The sequence below is a fragment of the Enterococcus sp. JNUCC 77 genome (assembly GCF_054819945.1).
In genome coordinates this window covers 260,765-277,472 of the sequence record NZ_JBTHIG010000002.1, presented here as the reverse complement: position 1 = coordinate 277,472, position 16,708 = coordinate 260,765, and the positions used below count along the sequence as shown (strand labels likewise).

Here is a 16,708-nt window from a genome sequence, read left to right as displayed (position 1 = left end):
TACCACAAAGAAGGAGAAAAAAATGACGATTAAATTAAAAGAGCAGCGAGTAAGTGAAGCACAGAATTTTTGGAAAGAGGAAGTCGTTTATCAAATTTATCCGAAAAGTTTTTATGATAGTGATAATGACGGAATTGGTGATATTAAAGGGATTACGCAAAAATTAGATTATTTAGTTGATTTAGGTGTGACAATGTTGTGGATTTGTCCCATTTTTACCTCGCCAATGGTTGATAATGGCTATGATATCGCTGATTATAAAGGTATTCAAACCGAATTTGGCAGCATGGCAGATTTAGAGGAACTGATTGCCGCAGCGAAAGCTAAAAATATCAAAATCATTTTAGATTTAGTCGTCAATCATTCTTCTGATGAACATGCTTGGTTTCAAACTGCTTTAGCAGACGCTGACAGTCCTTACCGCGACTATTACATTTTTAAAGCAGGCAAGGAAGGTAATCCGCCGAATAATTGGCGTTCGATTTTTGGTGGTAGTGTCTGGGAGCCGGTCCCAAATGAGGAAAATATGTTTTATTTTCATACCTTTGATAAGCGACAACCGGATTTAAATTGGGAAAATCCTGCCTTGCGTGCCGAGATTTATGAGATGATTAACTGGTGGTTGGAAAAAGGGATCGCTGGTTTTCGGATTGATTCCATCACCTTTATCAAAAAAGATCAGGATTATGGGGATGCACCGATTGATGGCAGCGATGGTCTTGGCAGTGTGAAGCACAAAACCCGTAACCGACCTGGAATTGAACAGTTTTTAACTGAATTAAATGCCGAAACTTTTAAAAAACTTGAATGCGTTAGCGTTGGGGAAGCACCTGGAGTGACTTATGAGGAGTTTGACCAATATATTGGCGAAGATGGCTATTTCAATATGATCTTTGATTTTCATTATGCTGATATCGATGTGGAAAATGGCAGTGAATGGTTCCGCCAGACCAATTGGCAACCACAGGATCTGAAAGAATTGTTATTCAAAAGTCAAATGGCGATTCAAGCTAGTGGGTGGGGGGCTAATTTCTTAGAAAATCATGACCAACCCCGTTCATTATCAAAATATATTACCGATAAAAATTATCAAAATGAAATTGGTGCCAAAGCATTAGGGGCGTTGTTCTTCTTTTTGAGAGGGACCCCATTTATCTACCAAGGACAAGAAATCGGCATGAAGAATTTCCAAAGAGAAACAATTGAAGATTTCAATGATGTATCCAGTATTGATAATTATCATCGTTCATTAATGGAAGGTTTTTCTGAAGGAGAGGCCATGAATTTTGTTAATCAACGTTCAAGAGACAATGGTCGGACGCCTTTTCAATGGGATGCTTCCGATAATGCCGGCTTTAACCATTCTGACCAAGCTTGGTTGAAATTATCTGGTGACCAGACAGAAATCAATGCTGCTCAGCAAGTTAATCAAGCTGATTCTGTTTTCGCTTTTTACAAAAAAATGATTCAATTAAGAAACCATTCTAGTGCTTGTGAGACACTGATTTATGGTCAATTTGCACCAATAGAGGCAAGTGATGCTGTGATTGCTTATGAACGCATTGGAGATCAAACCATTCAAGTTTTTGTAAATCTAAGTAATCAAATCGAAGCAATTGAAACGTCAGGTGAAATTTTGCTGAACAATTATTCACAGTTGCAAGAAAGAGCTGGCAGATACTTACTACAACCTTACCAAGCCGTTGTAATCAGAAAGGATACTACTCATGACTAAAACAAACTATCAAGAGATTGCAGAAAAGTTAGTTGCGGTGATTGGAGAAGACAATATTGTCTCCTCTACTCACTGTGCCACCCGCTTGCGGTTACAAGTTAAAGATCGTAAAGCAATTGACGACAGCCAAGTTGAGGAAGTCGAAGAAGTTAAGGGCGTCTTCTATAATGCCGGGCAATACCAGATTATCTTAGGTACTGGGATTGTCAATAAAGTTTATGCAGCGATGCAATCCATTTACAACTTTAATGAGAGCTCCAAAGATCAAATGGCTAAAGATGATTCTTCCTTTTTACAACGTGCCGTGCGCAATATTGCCGATATCTTTGTGCCAATCATCCCAATTTTAGGTGCCACTGGACTATTTTTAGGGTTGAAGGGTGTTCTGTTTAATGAAACCGTTCTTAAAGTGATGGGACTGACAGCTGATAGTATTCCTGAATGGTTGAATGCGACCGTGACCGTTTTAACAGATACGGCTTTTGGTTTTTTAACAGCTTTTATTTGTTGGTCAGCTTTTAAAAAATTAGGCGGTTTACCGATTATCGGCTTTTTAATTGGTTTGATGCTAGTTTCTCCAGCGTTGCCGAATGCGTATGCAGTAGCTGGTGGAACAGCCGAACCTATCATGGCGTTTGGCATGATTCCTTTAGTGGGTTATCAGGGATCGATTTTGACAGCCTTAATTACTGGTATGATTGGTGCAACATTGGAGAAAAAATTACGTAAAATTATGCCGAATGCAATGGATTTGATTTTCACTCCTTTTGTAGTCATTTTAGTTTCTGTATTTGTTGCATTGTTTGTCTTGGGTCCAATCGTCCATGCTTTTGAAGGACAAGCAGTAAAAGTCATTGAAATGTTCTTGCATTTACCTTTAGGAATTGGTGGTTTGATTATCGGTTTCTTATATCCGATTGCGGTAATGACGGGGATGCATCATATGTTTATCATGATAGAAACGTCATTAATCGCGACTACTGGATTTAATCCTTTGATTACGGTTTGCGCTATGTATGGTTTTGCGAATGCGGCAGTCTGTTTAGCAATTGCTTTACGCACAAAAAGTGCTTCAGTCAAAACAGCAGGTATTTCCGCGACAATCACGCAAATGTTAGGGGTTAGTGAACCAGCTTTATTTGGTGTCGTGATGCGGACAGGGATGAAAGCGATCGTAGTTATGTTAGCCAGCTCAGCGGTTGGTGGGATGGTTCTTTCGTTATTGGGCATCCAAGCCAATAGCTATGGATTAGCTGTTTTATTATCGCCTTTGATGTATATTTACGATCCTTATCAAGTTATTACTTATGTTTTAGTGGGAATTGGTACCTTTATTTTAGCTTTTATCCTAACCAATCTATTGGTAATCAAAAAAAGTAGTAAAGTAGAAAATGTCGCTAAAACACAAACAAAATCTCAAAACGAAAAAATTTATTCACCAATTGAAGGCGAAATCATTCCCATTACTGAGGTGAATGATCAAGTTTTTGCCAGTAAAATGATGGGGGAAGGTTTTGCGGTTATTCCCAGTGAAGAAACCATCAAATCTCCCGTTTCTGGAACAATCACCATGATTGCACCGACTAAACATGCAATCGGTATTGTGACAGCGGATGGTTTGGAATTATTGCTTCATTTAGGCATTGATACGGTGGAATTAAACGGCGCCCCTTTTAAGTTAAACATCGAAATAGGTCAAAAGATTCAGCAAGGTCAAGAAATTGGAACCATTGATTTAAAAATGCTTGAAGCTAGTGGAAAAGACGCGACAGTTATGGTGATTATTACCGATACTAAGGAGACCATTTCGGGCTTAGAATTTAATCAAGACTATGTGTTGCCGATTTTGGGATCTTAAAACGAAATTGTTTTAATTTAGAGTGGTTAATTGTGTCTAAGAAGAAAAGAATTAACTAAAAAAACAACTGACTGATGGAATGATCATTCCAACGGTCAGTTGTTTTTTAAGCTCTAAATAATAACTTGTCTTTCACACCAGCCCGAAGCGTATTGATTAAAGCCGTGATGACTTTTTCGACTGTTCGTGCTTCACAACCAGTATTGGCACCAATCCAAGCAATCATTTCCGGGGTAATTTTTTTTGCAAAGGGACGTTTTAATTCTTGGGCGCAATATTTTTCATAGCTATCCATGATTTCGCTGCAGATAGCTGCACTTTCACCAGTTATTTGGTGTACTTTTTCGACCATTTCTTGATATTTCATTGTTTTTGCCTCCTTAAATTAAAAGCTAATCTATTCAAAAAAAGTATTTTCTTCTTCGTCTTTGAAATTAAAGTTTGTCTCATTATCGTCTTGTTCGGTGAAGTTAGTCTCCACATAATTTTTTACAGCCGTTTTATCGACAGAATGTTCGACAATCTGAGAAGCCGCTCCTAAACCTAATACAATACCTGTGATTACTACTATTTTTTTAATTTTCATTGTTATTTCCTCCTTAAATTAAAAGCCAATCCATTCAAAAAAAGTATTTTCTTCTTCGTCTTTGAAATTAAAGTTTGTCTCGTTATCGTCTTGTTCAGTGAAGTTAGTCTCCACATAATTTTTTACAGCAGTCTTATCGACAGAATGTTCGACAATCTGAGAAGCCGCTCCTAAACCTAATACAATACCTGCGATTACTACCATTTTTTAGTTTTCATTGTTATTTCCTCCTTGAATTTTATTCAATATTGTTTGCTGATCCACGTTGTTCTGATTAATATTTAATACAGTAAATAATATGTTCACGATATTTTCGATCTTTATTTCAATCTTAGAATCTTTTAAATTACTCAAGTCCAGCAAAGACTGGACACCAGCAACTAAAAATTGGCTATCGGCTAACGGTTGACTTGAAGAAAATTCATTTTGTGCATTTCCTTCGGCGATTATTTCAGCATAAATCGGGCAAATTAGTTCAATCGTTCGTTGTAATGCTCGTTGCTTCATTAAGGCATTGTTGGCTTGATGAAGTTCTTTGACAATGGTTTTTTTCTCGTCAGTCTCAGGTTTGGTAAATAGGGCAGCTAATAATTTTTCTAAGGCCGACAAATCTTTACGAGCTAAAATTTCTTTGGTGTATGCTAAATCCTTAAGAACAATCCGCATGATCACGGCGTCCATTACTTCTTCTTTAGAGTTAAAATAATAATAAAAAGTTCCTTTAGCGATGCCAACTTCTTTTAAAATCATATTGACAGAGGTAAGTTCATAGCTCTTTGAAATAAATAATTGTTGTGCACAATCTAGAATCTCGCTACGTTTTTGATCAAAATCTTTTGTATGTGTCATGGTGACTCCTTTCTCGACTGTTGGTCTATATCTATAATATACTAGACCGACGGTCGAATTGCAAGAAGAATTTGAAATTTTTTAAAAGAAATAAAAATACAAAAATAATTGACAATTGTAGCAAAAATACATTATGATGAAACTATCAAATACGAAGCGAGGGAATAAGATGAAACCAACGAAAAAAGCCCAAGATATGACGCCAATCGAATTGGCCCGTTACATTGATCAATCTGTTTTGAAGCCAGAATTTACGATTGAAGAAACGAAAAAGTACATTCAAGAAGGTATTGATTTTAAATGTAAAACAGTCTGTGTCAATCCTTGGGCCGTTCCATTAGCCGCTGAAATGTGTGCTGGTACAGAAACTAAAGTTTGTCCGGTCTGTGATTTTCCTTTTGGTCAAAGTTCGACAGCGTCAAAAGTTGCTCAAGCGGAAATTATCTTAAAAGACTATGCAAAAGATATTGCGGAATTAGACATTGTGGCCAATTATGGTTGGTTACGCAGTGGGCGTTATGAAGAAGTGACGCAAGATTTGAAAGCAGTAGCAGATATTTGTCATCAATATGATGTTGTCGTCAAAGTGATTTTGGAAACCGATGCTTTAACGGTAGAGCAAGTCAGAAAAGGTTGTGACTGCGTGGTTGCTGCTGGCGGAGATTTTGTAAAAACCAGTACCGGATTTTTAACTGGTCATGAAGGCAACGGTGCGACAGTCGAAATCATCCAAATTATGATGGATCAAGTCGCTGGTAAAGCCAAGATTAAAGGTAGCGGAGCAATTCGCACCCGCGAACATTTTTTACAACTGATTGATATGGGCATCGACCGCATGGGGATTGGCTATCGGTCAACGCCAACTGTTTTGGGATTGGATAAGTAGAGTTAGGATGATGGGCAGTTTGCGCATCATCTTTTTTGTTGAAAAATAAAATGAACTAGTCAAAGAAAGAGTCGATTATCACATTTTATGTGAGCATCGACTCTTTTTTTGGCTTTAATAATTTTTTCCTTCTACTAATGAATTAACTTGATGAAGCTCAGTTGTAAAGCGTTCATAATCACTCAGCAAAATCCCCATGTATAGCATGTCAACTAATGATAAGAGGGAAGTCCGAGAAATCATAGTTTCACTATAAAATGTTGTTTCGTGATCACCAGTCAGTAATTCTATATCGGCAAATTTTGAAATATGCGTGGCTTTATAGTTGGTTAAGGCAATTGTTTTGGCACCAGTTTTTTGGGCGATCTCTAGTGTGTTGACGGCATCAATCGTACTACCGGAATGAGTGATCGCTATGGCTACATCAGTTTTTTTCAGGGAACGGGCACTTAATTGTCCCAAATGGTTATCAGCAAAATAATTGGCATTTAAACCAATCCGAATCAATTTACTGACAAAATCTAAGGCGATACTGCCAGAAGTTCCTAAGCCAAAAACTTCAATTCGATCAGCGACTAAAATTGCTTCGATAGCGATATTAAAAGCTTGATAATCAAATATTTTCAAAGTATCCTCTAAGCCTTTAATCGTAGACTGAATGATTTTATGGGGAATACTGTCGATGGTGTCTTCCTGAGAAAAATTTAAATCGACAAATTTCTCTGGTTTTTCGCCAGTTTGTTCTTCTTTCCCCCAATCTTTCAAAACCTGTGCTTTAAAATCACTAAAACCTTTAAAGTTTAACGCTTTTGTAAAGCGAACAATCGATGGTTCACTCACTTCAATTGCTTGAGCCAGCTCAGCCAAAGTCATTTCTGATACTTTAAAGCCAACTGCTAAGACGTAATCGGCAATTTTTTTCTCTGTTTTACTGAGGATATGATATTTTAATTTAATTCGTTCAGCATAAGATAGATTATTTTCCAAGAGTTACTCCTTTTGTATTTTTACTACATTTTAATGGATACATTTTCCATCGTCAATCACGGTATAAAGATAGTATAAAGAAATTGCAGCAAGATTCACACTATCTTTATTTCTTTTTTTATATTCTGAAGAAGTAAAGGAGTGGAAGAAAAATGATGCTGTTTTTAGCAGTCGTTAGTTTATTATTAATGATCTATTTATTTTGGTTTTTATTTAAGGGGGAAAAATTATGAGCGGCTTGATTTTTCAAGGAATTTTCTTCTTTTTTATATTATTGATTCTGGCGGTGCCATTAGGTTGGTACATTAAGGAAATACTACAAGGGAAAATCCCTCGCTTCGCTAGATTTTTGCGACCTTTAGAAAATTTAACGTATAAAATAATCGGACCAGTTAGTCAAAAAGAAATGTCGGCGAAAGGTTACTTATTTAACCTGTTAAGCTTGAGTTTTTTCTCTTTACTATTATTATTTGGCTTATTGGTAACGCAACATTGGCTTCCTGGCGGTGAAAATGTCAAAAATATGCCGTGGGATTTAGCTATCAATACGGCTACTAGCTTTGTAACCAATACTAACTGGCAAGCGTATGCAGGTGAGACCGATCTCTCTCATTTTAGTCAGATGTTTGGTTTAACGGTGCAAAACTTTATTTCGGCAGGTGTCGGGGTAGCTGTTTTGGCAGCATTGATTCGTGGAATTACTCAACGAAAGAAAAAATTCATCGGTAATTTTTGGCAAGATTTAACTCGTAGCTTAGTTTATTTATTTTTACCTTTGTCAGTTATTTTTGCGATTGTCTTGATGTCTCAAGGCGTGGTGCAAAGTTTTAGTGACGGAACGAGTTTTACTGGTTTATCAGGACAGGATTTATTTCTAACTTTAGGTCCGGTCGCTAGCCAAGTAGCGATCAAGCAATTAGGGACTAATGGCGGTGGTTTTTTTGCGGCCAACGCAGCTCATCCTTTTGAAAATCCAACAATTTTAAGTAACTTTGTTGAAAATATGGCGATTTTATTGATTCCAGCGGCATTAATTTTTGCTTTTGGCTTTTGGGTGAAGGATTGGAAACAGGGACGGACAATTTTAATTACGGCGATGATTTTCGTAGGATTAGCCTTTATTGGTGTGTTGATCAATGAATATTACGGTCCTCAATTTGCCGATGTTGTCGGTCAAATGAACTTGGAAGGAAAAGAAGTTCGTTTTGGTGTTGGTTGGTCTAGTTTGTGGGCAGTCGTAACTACCGCGGCTTCTAATGGCTCGGTAAATGCGATGATGGATAGTTTTACACCTTTAGCGGGTGCGATTCCGATGTTCTTAATGCAGCTTGGAGAAATTATTTTTGGTGGTGTCGGTAGTGGTCTTTATGGCATGCTGGCTTTCTTATTATTAGCCGTATTTATTGCTGGTTTATTAGTCGGGCGCACACCAGAATATTTAGGGAAAAAAATCAATGTCTTTGATATAAAAATGGCGAGTTTGGTGATTTTAACCCCATTGATGCTGACGCTGTTTGGTGCGATGGCTTTTGTTTTACATCCAGACGTCTTGTCTTGGTTAACAAATGCTGGACCCCACGGATTTACAGAATTATTATATGGCGCAACTTCTTTAGCCAATAATAACGGAAGTGCCTTCGGTGGATTTTTAGCAGACACTACTTTTGTTAATTTGTTAGGCAGTCTTATGATGTTAGTGACTCGCTATTTACCAATGGCGGCAATTTTATTTTTAGCAGCAAATATGAGTGTCAAAAAACAATCGGCTTTAAGTGAAGGGACCTTGTCTACTACTAGCCCGACTTTTATCAGCATGTTAGTCATCGTGATTTTGGTGATTGGTGCCTTGAGCTTTTTACCAGTGATGGCGCTCGGTCCATTGGCTGAATACTTTGCATTATAAATGGAGTGAATGAGATGAAAAAAATTTATCAATGGGCGATTGGTCAGGCCTTTAAAAAACTAGATCCGCGCCAGCAAATTAAAAATCCAGTGATGTTTGTCGTCTATGTGGGTGCTATCTTAACGACAATTTTGTGTTTTTATCCGACAGGCGTTCCTTTGTGGTTTAGTATCGCGATTACTATCTTTCTTTGGTTGACTTTGTTGTTTGCTAACTTTGCTGAAGCAGTGGCAGAAGGTCGCGGAAAAGCGCAAGCAGATAGCTTGAAACAAGCCAAGAAAGAAGTCATGACCTACAAAATTAGCGACTTAACTGATATACAAAATCAAAATTTCACGGAAATAAAATCATCTGATTTAAAAAAAGGTGATTTAGTTTATGTCCAAGCAGGTGAACAAATTCCAGCGGATGGTGATGTTGTTGAGGGTGCCGCTTCAGTTGATGAAAGTGCCATTACTGGTGAATCAGCTCCGGTTATTCGCGAATCTGGTGGTGACCGTAGCGCGGTAACTGGTGGGACAACAGTAGTTTCTGACTATTTGGTGATTAGTGTGACTTCTGAAAATGGTCAATCTTTCTTAGATAAGATGATTGCAATGGTAGAAGGTACCGAACGAAAAAAAACGCCTAATGAATTAGGGCTACAAATTTTTCTGATTACTTTAACCTTAATATTCTTAACTGTTGCGATTACCTTGATTCCTTTTACTGATTTCAGTAGCGTGTTAGCTGGAAATGGGCAAGCTTTATCTAGTATCATTGTGATTGCTTTATTGATTTGTCTGGCACCAACAACTATTGGGGCTTTGATCTCTTCGATTGGGATTGCCGGAATGAGTCGATTAACGAAAGAAAACGTCATTGCCATGAGTGGTCGAGCAATTGAAGCTGCTGGTGACGTTGACGTATTGCTATTAGATAAAACGGGAACAATTACACTGGGGAATCGCCGGGCCAGTGAATTTCTACCGGTTCCTGGTGTCAGTGAGAAAGAATTGGCAGATGCTGCGCAATTGTCTTCTTTAGCCGATGAAACAGCGGAAGGACGAAGCATTGTAATTTTAGCAAAAGAAAAATTTGATATTCGCGGACGAGAATTCCAGCAATCGGAAGTTCACTGGATTCAATTTAGTGCCAAAACCCGTATGAGTGGTATTGATTATCGTGGCGATGAAATCCGCAAAGGGGCAGCCGATACCATGAAGCAATATGTAACGGCTCAAGGAAAAACCTATCCAGCCGCCTGTGACGAAATTGTTGATCAAATTGCTCGTGCTGGCGGAACGCCTTTAGTAGTGGTGAAAAATGGTCAAGTTCTAGGTGTGGTCTATTTGAAAGATATTGTTAAAAATGGTGTTAAGGAACAATTTGGCGATATGCGTAAAATGGGGATCAAAACTATCATGATCACTGGTGATAATCCGTTGACTGCAGCAGCAATTGCCGCAGAAGCTGGTGTGGATGATTTCTTGGCGGAAGCAACACCGGAAAATAAAATGGATTTAATCCGTGAATACCAAGAAAAAGGTCACTTAGTTGCGATGACTGGTGATGGTACTAATGACGCACCAGCTTTAGCTCAAGCAGACGTAGCAATGGCGATGAACACTGGTACCCAAGCTGCAAAAGAAGCAGGAAATATGATTGACTTAGATTCTAGTCCGACAAAATTGTTGCAAGTTGTCCAAATTGGGAAACAATTATTGATGACTCGCGGTGCTTTGACGACTTTTAGTATTGCCAATGATATCGCCAAATATTTCGCGGTCATCCCAGTGTTATTTTACGGAATTTATCCGCAATTAAATGCTTTAAATATAATGGGACTAGGTAGTCCATTAACAGCTATTTTATCAGCGGTCATTTATAATGCCGTGATCATTGTTGCCTTGATTCCGTTAGCTTTAAAAGGTGTAAAATATCAAGAGAAACCTGCCAGTCAAATTCTACGGCATAATTTACTAGTCTACGGTTTAGGTGGTATTGTGGCACCGTTTATCTTCATTAAGATGATTGATCTAGTGCTCTCGCTGATAATTTTATAAATGAAAGGAAAAATAAAATGAGCAAAATATTTAGTAGCTTACGTTTTTTATTGTTTGCCGTCATTTTGTTTGGCGGTCTCTATACCTTATTAGTGACTGGTATCGGGCAGTTATTTTTTAACCATCAAGCCAATGGTAGTTCGGTCACTCGTGAGGAACAAGTCGTGGGTTCAAGTTTGGTGGGGCAAGATTTCTCCGAGACCAAATATTTTTCTGGACGTAGCAGTGATGTTAGCCAGCTATCACCAATCTCTAAAGAGCAAGCAGATCATGTTCGCCAAAGAAAAGAAAAATTATTGGCGGAAAACCCAACTGAAACACAAGTTCCGAATGATTTAGTTACTGCTTCTGCAAGTGGTGTTGATCCAGATATTAGCTTGGCTGCCGCTAACTTTCAAGTCGAACGAATCGCGAAAGCCCGACAAATTAATCCGCAAAAAATTCATGCTATAATAAATGAAACAGCGGAAAAAGATTGGTTCTCCAGTCGTGAATTTGTCAATGTTTTACAGTTAAATCTCGCGCTGGATGAATTAATTTAGTAGAAAGGCGTTTGCTGAAGATGGCAGAAATGACACAAGAAAATTTTAAACGCGGCGACGCCAATCGTGGGAAATTGCGGGTCTTCTTTGGCTTTGCGGCCGGAGTTGGTAAAACTTACAGCATGTTGCTAGAAGCCCATGAATTAGTCTTGTTGGGAAAAGATGTGGTGGTGGGTTATATCGAACCCCACGATCGACCAGAAACTAATGCTTTATTAAAAGGATTAAAACAAGCGCCGCTAAAACAATACCAATACAAAGACTTAACTTTGAAAGAACCTGATATCGATTATCTAATTCAAACGGCGCCAGATGTAGTTTTGATTGATGAATTGGCTCACAGTAATGCGGAAGGCTCGCGGAACCGTAAACGATATCAAGACATCGAAGAATTGTTGCAAGCAGGAATTGATGTTTTTACTACCGTCAATGTGCAACATATTGAAAGCTTGAATGACATTGTTTCGGAAGTGACAGGCATTGAGGTAAAAGAAACTGTGCCGGATACTTTTTTTCAGCAAGCGACTTTGAGAGTGATTGATGTAGAGCCAGATGAATTAATCGAACGTTTGGAGCAAGGTAAAATCTATGCCGATGAAAATGCCAAGCGGGCGCTACAAAATTTCTTTATTCCCCAAAAACTTGATCAGCTGAGGGGACTGGCAATTCAGCGGGCATCTGATCATATCAATCGAGTCCGTGGTAAAACTAGTGGCATGCAAAACAAATTGTTGGCAGTTGTGTCTGATAATTATCCTAAAATGGCGGAAAAATGTATCCGTTGGACGGCACGCTTGGCGCAAGGTCTGGGTGCTGAATGGATTGTCATTCAAATTCGCCATCAAGCCGATAGTATCAGTGAGCTACCCTTAGCTGAAAAACTAGGAGCAGAAGTGGTCACCATTGAAGAAGAAGACAGCTTTGAAACGGTGGTGGAGTACGCCAAATTAGCGGGGATTACCGATATTATTATGGGAAAAAACTTACGAACACCGTGGTATTATAAGCTGTTCTCGGACGAATGGGAAGATCGTTTACTAAAGCGCCTAGATGATACCGAGCTGCATTTAATTCCTTATAAAGAAAAACGCAGTGTTTTTTGGGAGATTCCTAAAAAGATCATTGAAGGTGGCGGAAAAGATTTTGGTGTGGCGATTGTTGGTGTGATTTTGGCCACTTTAGTCACCGAATTTATGCAGTATTTGCATGTGGGCGATCAAAATTTGATGCTGGTGTATATATTCTTCGTACTTTTGGTGGCTCGGCTAACAAGCGGCTATTTTTGGAGCGGTTTGTCATCAATATTGAGTGTCTTGTCTTTTAACTGGTTTTTCGTGGAGCCATTATATTCTCTGACAGTTTACAAACAAGGTTATCCGATTACTTTGGTGATTATGTTTGTTGTTGCTTTGATGATTAGTAATTTGATGGTTCGTTTGAAAAAACAAGCCGATAGTGCCAAAGAAAAAGAACATCAGATGGAAATCTTGTATGAGTTGAATAAACAATATGTGGTGGCTGATAATCAGCAGCAAATTTTTGAAATCACCGCTACATACTTAGCTCGTTGGTTAAAACGAGGAGTAGCGATTTATGATGAATTAGGCAGATTACAACATGCCAGTGGAGAAAAAAATCAGCTTTTAGCCAATTCAGATGAATCAGCGGTTGCTTTTTGGAGTGCTAAAAATCAAAAAGAAGCTGGCAATGGTACCGATACATTGATCGGTGCGAAAGGTTTTTATTTATCGATTGTGGCGAGTGGTCAAACATTGGCAGTCTTAGGTATTTTGCGCAATGCTAGTCTACCGTTGGAAAATAACCAATTGAATTATTTGAAATTAATTTTGACTCAATTAGCCGTAGTTTTAGAACAAGCCCAACTAAAAAATCAAAAAGAACAGATCGAACTAGAAAATGAGCGGGAAAAGGTTCGCAGCAATTTATTGCGGGCAGTCTCTCACGATTTACGGACACCCTTAACCGCCATTTCTGGTATTGCTGAAACCTTAAAAGAAAACGGCAGTGACTTACAAACTGGCACCCGCCAAAAATTATTACAAGATATTCAAGAAGAATCTCAATGGCTGATTCGAATGGTGGAAAATCTATTATCAATTACCCGCATCAACATGGATACGATGGCCGTTAAAAAAAATGCCGAGCCGCTAGAAGAAGTGGTAGAAGCGGTATATCAGCATGTTCAAAAAGTCTACCCAGATGAAAAACTAGTCGTCGATTTACCAGCAGATTTAATTTTTATTGAGGTTGATCCGATATTGATGGAGCAAGCTTTATTTAATTTAGTAGAAAATGCTTTTCGTCATGGTACACCGAAACAACCAGTTGATTTAAAGGTTTATCAGACAGAGGGAAACACCGTCTTTGAAATCGAAAACAACGGAGAAATTCCTTTGAGTCAATTTCAAAAAATTCAAAATAATTTAACCACGGAAGCTGAAGTACCGGTAGATTCAAAAAATGGCTTGGGCATTGGTCTAAGCATCGTTAAAACGATTGTTCATGCTCATGGTGGTAGGTTAGCCTTAGATAATCAAAATAATAAAACCATTGTTAAAATTTATTTACCCGACTAAGGAGGTGGACTTTTGAAAGCAAAAATATTATTGATTGAAGATGATGAAAATATCACAGATTTCATGACAGTCGTGCTAGAAAAAGCAGACTATCAAATGACCATCGCTGAAAACGGTATGACCGCCTTGACGGCTTTTCAAACAGAAAATTTTGATTTGGTTTTGTTAGATTTGGGCTTACCGGACATCGATGGCATCGAATTATTAAAAATTATTCGCAAACGGATGATCTTACCAGTAATTATCATTTCAGCTCGCAATAACGAGACTGAAAAAGTAACTGCCTTAGATCTGGGCGCAGATGATTATGTCACTAAACCCTTCGGCACCAATGAATTAATGGCTCGCATTCGAACCGCCTTGCGTCATAAAAATAAACAAATAGTAACTTCACCAATTATTGAAAATGGCGAATTGAAAATTGATTTAGACAAACAATTATTTTATCGTGACGAACAAGAAGTCCATCTGACAAAAAATGAATTCCGCATTTTATCCTTACTTTTTAGAGAATTAGGCAAAGTTGTGACTTACGAAAGTTTAATGACTGAGATCTGGGGGCCTTATCAAGGTGATCCGCAAACCTTAAGAGTCAATATGTCCAATCTACGAAAAAAGATCGAAGAAAATACTTTATCTCCTAAATACCTGATGACAGAAATTGGGGTGGGGTATCGATTGAAGGATTATCAAGATAAATGATCAAAGCAGTAGCATTTCGCTACTGCTTTTTTGCTATAATAAAATCAAAAAGGTGGGAATAGAGATGAATTGGGAACCTTGGACTGGTTGTTATCCGCAAAGTATAGGCTGTACGTATTGCTATTTTTATGGGAAATATTCAAAGCGATATGGACAAAACCAGATTGTAAAAACACCTGATTTTAACAAACCTGTCGCTCTTCAAAAAAATAATCAACCAAAAATTGCCAGTGGGAAAATTGTTGCCACTTGTTTTGGGACCGATTTTTTCTTACCAGAAGCCGACCCTTGGCGCAAAGATGCCTGGGAAATGATTCGCCAACGACCAGATTTAGATTTTTTGATTTTGACTAAGCGAATCGATCGTTTTGAAGTTTCGTTGCCAGCAGATTGGGGTGAGGGCTATGCCAATGTCAATCTAGGTGTCAGCGTTGAAAATCAAACTCTTGCAGATTTGCGTTTGCCACAATTTTTGTCGTTTCCAATTAAACGTCGTTTTGTTGCTTGCACACCACTTTTGGGACCGATTGATTTAACAGCTTACATTGATCAAATCGATCATGTCTCTGTTGGTGGTGAAACTGGAAAAGAAGTGCGGGAATGTAATTTGGATTGGATCTTGGCACTGCGCCAGCAATGTTTAGATCATGAGAAAACTTTTTGGTTTAAAAATACTGGTTCACGTTTCCGTTGTGACGGCGTTTTGCAGAAGGTGAATCCCTATAAACAAAGTTCTTTGGCAAAATCAATGAATTTAAATTTATTAGGAGAAACACCTTTATTTTAAAAAATCTAAAATAAATAATAACTAGAAAAGATTTTCTGCTCTAAAAGATTCCTGAAAATAAAATAGAATTAATGATAAAAAAGTTTTAAAATGTGGGGAAATAGCAGGTTATTGCAGTTTTTAAAGGGGAGATAAAAATGAATAAAAAGGTATTGCTGTGTTGGGGAAAATGCTTGTTTCTGGGGTTGAGTCTGTTTTATTTGATGTTTGGTAGTGTGCAGCAGGTTGTTTTTGCAGAAGAAAAAGAAGTTATTAGGAATTTTCTGCATAAAAAAGAACCGCAATCACAGCCGGCCATCACAAGTAATCCGGTAAATTTTCCCGACCAACCAAGATTAGATCAAGTATCCTCACGAACAGGACAAAGAATTGTTCAGTTACACTTTTTTGAAAAAAGCGGTTGGCTAGTTTTAGGCATAGTTTTGCTGGCTGCGATTGTGGGAGATTCTCGAAGAAGACGAGAATAAGCTCAATACATCTTAAAAGAAAAATATAAATTATTTTTGACTGGTGATTAGTTATTTTATTTAGCAAATATTAGCTATAGAATAAATGCCAAAGCAATGTATAGATAACTCCAACGAAAATCTTTTTTCAGAAAAAGATAAAGCATGCCGGCAAGTAACGAAAAGGCAATCGCGTATAGACCACCACTAAATCCTTGTAAAAAGAAATGAATCAAGCCCCAAGTAATTGCCAAGAAAACTCCTCCCGCAGGAAGCCATTCCGGTAAAGTAAATTTTAAGTCAGCAAACCTTTGTGCAAAAACAATTGCCAATAATATCAAAAGTGATTCAGCTAAATAATATAAAATTCGTAACAAATAATTAGCCAAACTTCCCACTGATGTGAACTCTATCCAAGGTTTAAAACCACCAAAACCAAAAGTAGTCAGCACAATCACAATCCCGACACAACATAGCGCTGCCCAGTGATTTTGTTTTTTTAAGGTAGGTTGATTATCCAATATAAAAAAACAAAATTTGGTTCTGGCTAGATAGATTAAGCCAACACTTACAGCAGTCCACAAAATTGCGGTTATCAAATTTGAGATTCCTTGAGAAAAGCTTCCTAAAAGACCTTGAATCAGTTCAAGACTAAAGCCGGCAAAAGCATAAAGGGCTAGCCATAAAAATTCAATGGCTGAAACGTTTTTATTTATTTTCTTCATATAGATAACTCCCGCTCTTTTTGTTCAGTATAGCAGAAGGGGAAATCTCTGAATATAATT

The 16,708-nt window shown here is 37.9% G+C and carries 16 protein-coding genes; 10 read left to right on the top strand and 6 right to left on the bottom strand.

The genetic code is table 11. The features are described from left to right. The first annotated feature begins 22 nt into the window (after positions 1-22). Both ACVWNY_RS14385 and ACVWNY_RS14380 read left to right on the top strand, forming a co-directional pair. Complete coding sequence (locus ACVWNY_RS14385; protein WP_454072233.1) at positions 23-1,735, top strand: alpha-glucosidase; 1,713 nt, start codon at positions 23-25, stop codon at positions 1,733-1,735. Next, positions 1,728-3,593 (top strand): PTS sucrose transporter subunit IIABC, encoded by a 1,866-nt coding sequence (locus tag ACVWNY_RS14380; protein WP_218327257.1) that lies wholly within the window; start codon positions 1,728-1,730, stop codon positions 3,591-3,593. The genes ACVWNY_RS14385 and ACVWNY_RS14380 overlap by 8 nt, the downstream gene beginning before the upstream one ends. 106 nt (positions 3,594-3,699) lie before the next feature. On the opposite strand, the gene ACVWNY_RS14375 is transcribed toward ACVWNY_RS14380, so the two are convergent. From ACVWNY_RS14375 to ACVWNY_RS14360, 4 genes are read right to left on the bottom strand one after another with little or no spacing between them, the layout of a single operon-like run. Continuing rightward, positions 3,700-3,960, bottom strand: a complete 261-nt coding sequence (locus ACVWNY_RS14375; protein WP_218327256.1) for a hypothetical protein — start codon at positions 3,958-3,960, stop codon at positions 3,700-3,702. 30 nt (positions 3,961-3,990) lie between these two features. After that, a complete protein-coding gene (locus ACVWNY_RS14370; RefSeq protein WP_218327255.1) occupies positions 3,991-4,179 on the bottom strand; it encodes a hypothetical protein in 189 nt (62 codons plus the stop codon). Between the two features lie 18 nt (positions 4,180-4,197). Next, on the bottom strand, positions 4,198-4,383 hold the full coding sequence (locus ACVWNY_RS14365; protein ID WP_454072232.1) for a hypothetical protein: 186 nt from the start codon (positions 4,381-4,383) through the stop codon (positions 4,198-4,200). Between the two features lie 3 nt (positions 4,384-4,386). Then, positions 4,387-5,028 carry a TetR/AcrR family transcriptional regulator gene (locus ACVWNY_RS14360; protein WP_454072231.1) on the bottom strand — a complete coding sequence of 214 codons (642 nt, stop codon included), beginning with the start codon at positions 5,026-5,028 and terminating at the stop codon, positions 4,387-4,389. A 169-nt stretch (positions 5,029-5,197) separates the two neighbouring features. Between ACVWNY_RS14360 and deoC the strand changes: the two genes are divergently transcribed. Further along, complete coding sequence (deoC, locus tag ACVWNY_RS14355; RefSeq protein WP_454072230.1) at positions 5,198-5,914, top strand: deoxyribose-phosphate aldolase; 717 nt, start codon at positions 5,198-5,200, stop codon at positions 5,912-5,914. Positions 5,915-6,028: 114 nt separating this feature from the next. Here the strand turns inward: deoC and ACVWNY_RS14350 are convergent, their stop codons facing one another. Further along, a complete protein-coding gene (locus ACVWNY_RS14350; protein WP_454072229.1) occupies positions 6,029-6,901 on the bottom strand; it encodes a MurR/RpiR family transcriptional regulator in 873 nt (290 codons plus the stop codon). A gap of 229 nt (positions 6,902-7,130) precedes the next feature. On the opposite strand from ACVWNY_RS14350, the gene kdpA reads away from it, so the two are divergent. The 7 genes from kdpA to ACVWNY_RS14315 all read left to right on the top strand — a co-directional run bounded on the left by kdpA (position 7,131) and on the right by ACVWNY_RS14315 (position 15,944). Then, positions 7,131-8,804, top strand: coding sequence for a potassium-transporting ATPase subunit KdpA (kdpA, locus tag ACVWNY_RS14345; protein WP_454072228.1), 1,674 nt, complete (start codon positions 7,131-7,133; stop codon positions 8,802-8,804). A gap of 14 nt (positions 8,805-8,818) precedes the next feature. Continuing rightward, positions 8,819-10,849, top strand: coding sequence for a potassium-transporting ATPase subunit KdpB (gene kdpB, locus ACVWNY_RS14340; RefSeq protein WP_454072227.1), 2,031 nt, complete (start codon positions 8,819-8,821; stop codon positions 10,847-10,849). 17 nt (positions 10,850-10,866) lie between these two features. Continuing rightward, a complete protein-coding gene (locus ACVWNY_RS14335) occupies positions 10,867-11,391 on the top strand; it encodes a potassium-transporting ATPase subunit C (protein WP_454072226.1) in 525 nt (174 codons plus the stop codon). A 29-nt stretch (positions 11,392-11,420) separates the two neighbouring features. Further along, positions 11,421-13,988 carry a DUF4118 domain-containing protein gene (locus tag ACVWNY_RS14330; protein WP_454072347.1) on the top strand — a complete coding sequence of 856 codons (2,568 nt, stop codon included), beginning with the start codon at positions 11,421-11,423 and terminating at the stop codon, positions 13,986-13,988. A gap of 12 nt (positions 13,989-14,000) precedes the next feature. Continuing rightward, positions 14,001-14,690 (top strand): response regulator transcription factor, encoded by a 690-nt coding sequence (locus ACVWNY_RS14325; protein WP_454072225.1) that lies wholly within the window; start codon positions 14,001-14,003, stop codon positions 14,688-14,690. A gap of 64 nt (positions 14,691-14,754) precedes the next feature. Beyond that, entirely contained in the window at positions 14,755-15,477 is a 723-nt protein-coding gene (locus tag ACVWNY_RS14320; RefSeq protein WP_454072224.1) for a DUF5131 family protein, read from the top strand. 137 nt (positions 15,478-15,614) lie between these two features. Further along, positions 15,615-15,944, top strand: coding sequence for a hypothetical protein (locus ACVWNY_RS14315; RefSeq protein ID WP_454072223.1), 330 nt, complete (start codon positions 15,615-15,617; stop codon positions 15,942-15,944). A gap of 74 nt (positions 15,945-16,018) precedes the next feature. Here ACVWNY_RS14315 and ACVWNY_RS14310 read toward each other — a convergent pair whose 3' ends face one another. Then, entirely contained in the window at positions 16,019-16,648 is a 630-nt protein-coding gene (locus tag ACVWNY_RS14310) for a hypothetical protein (RefSeq protein ID WP_454072222.1), read from the bottom strand. Positions 16,649-16,708: the final 60 nt, after the last annotated feature.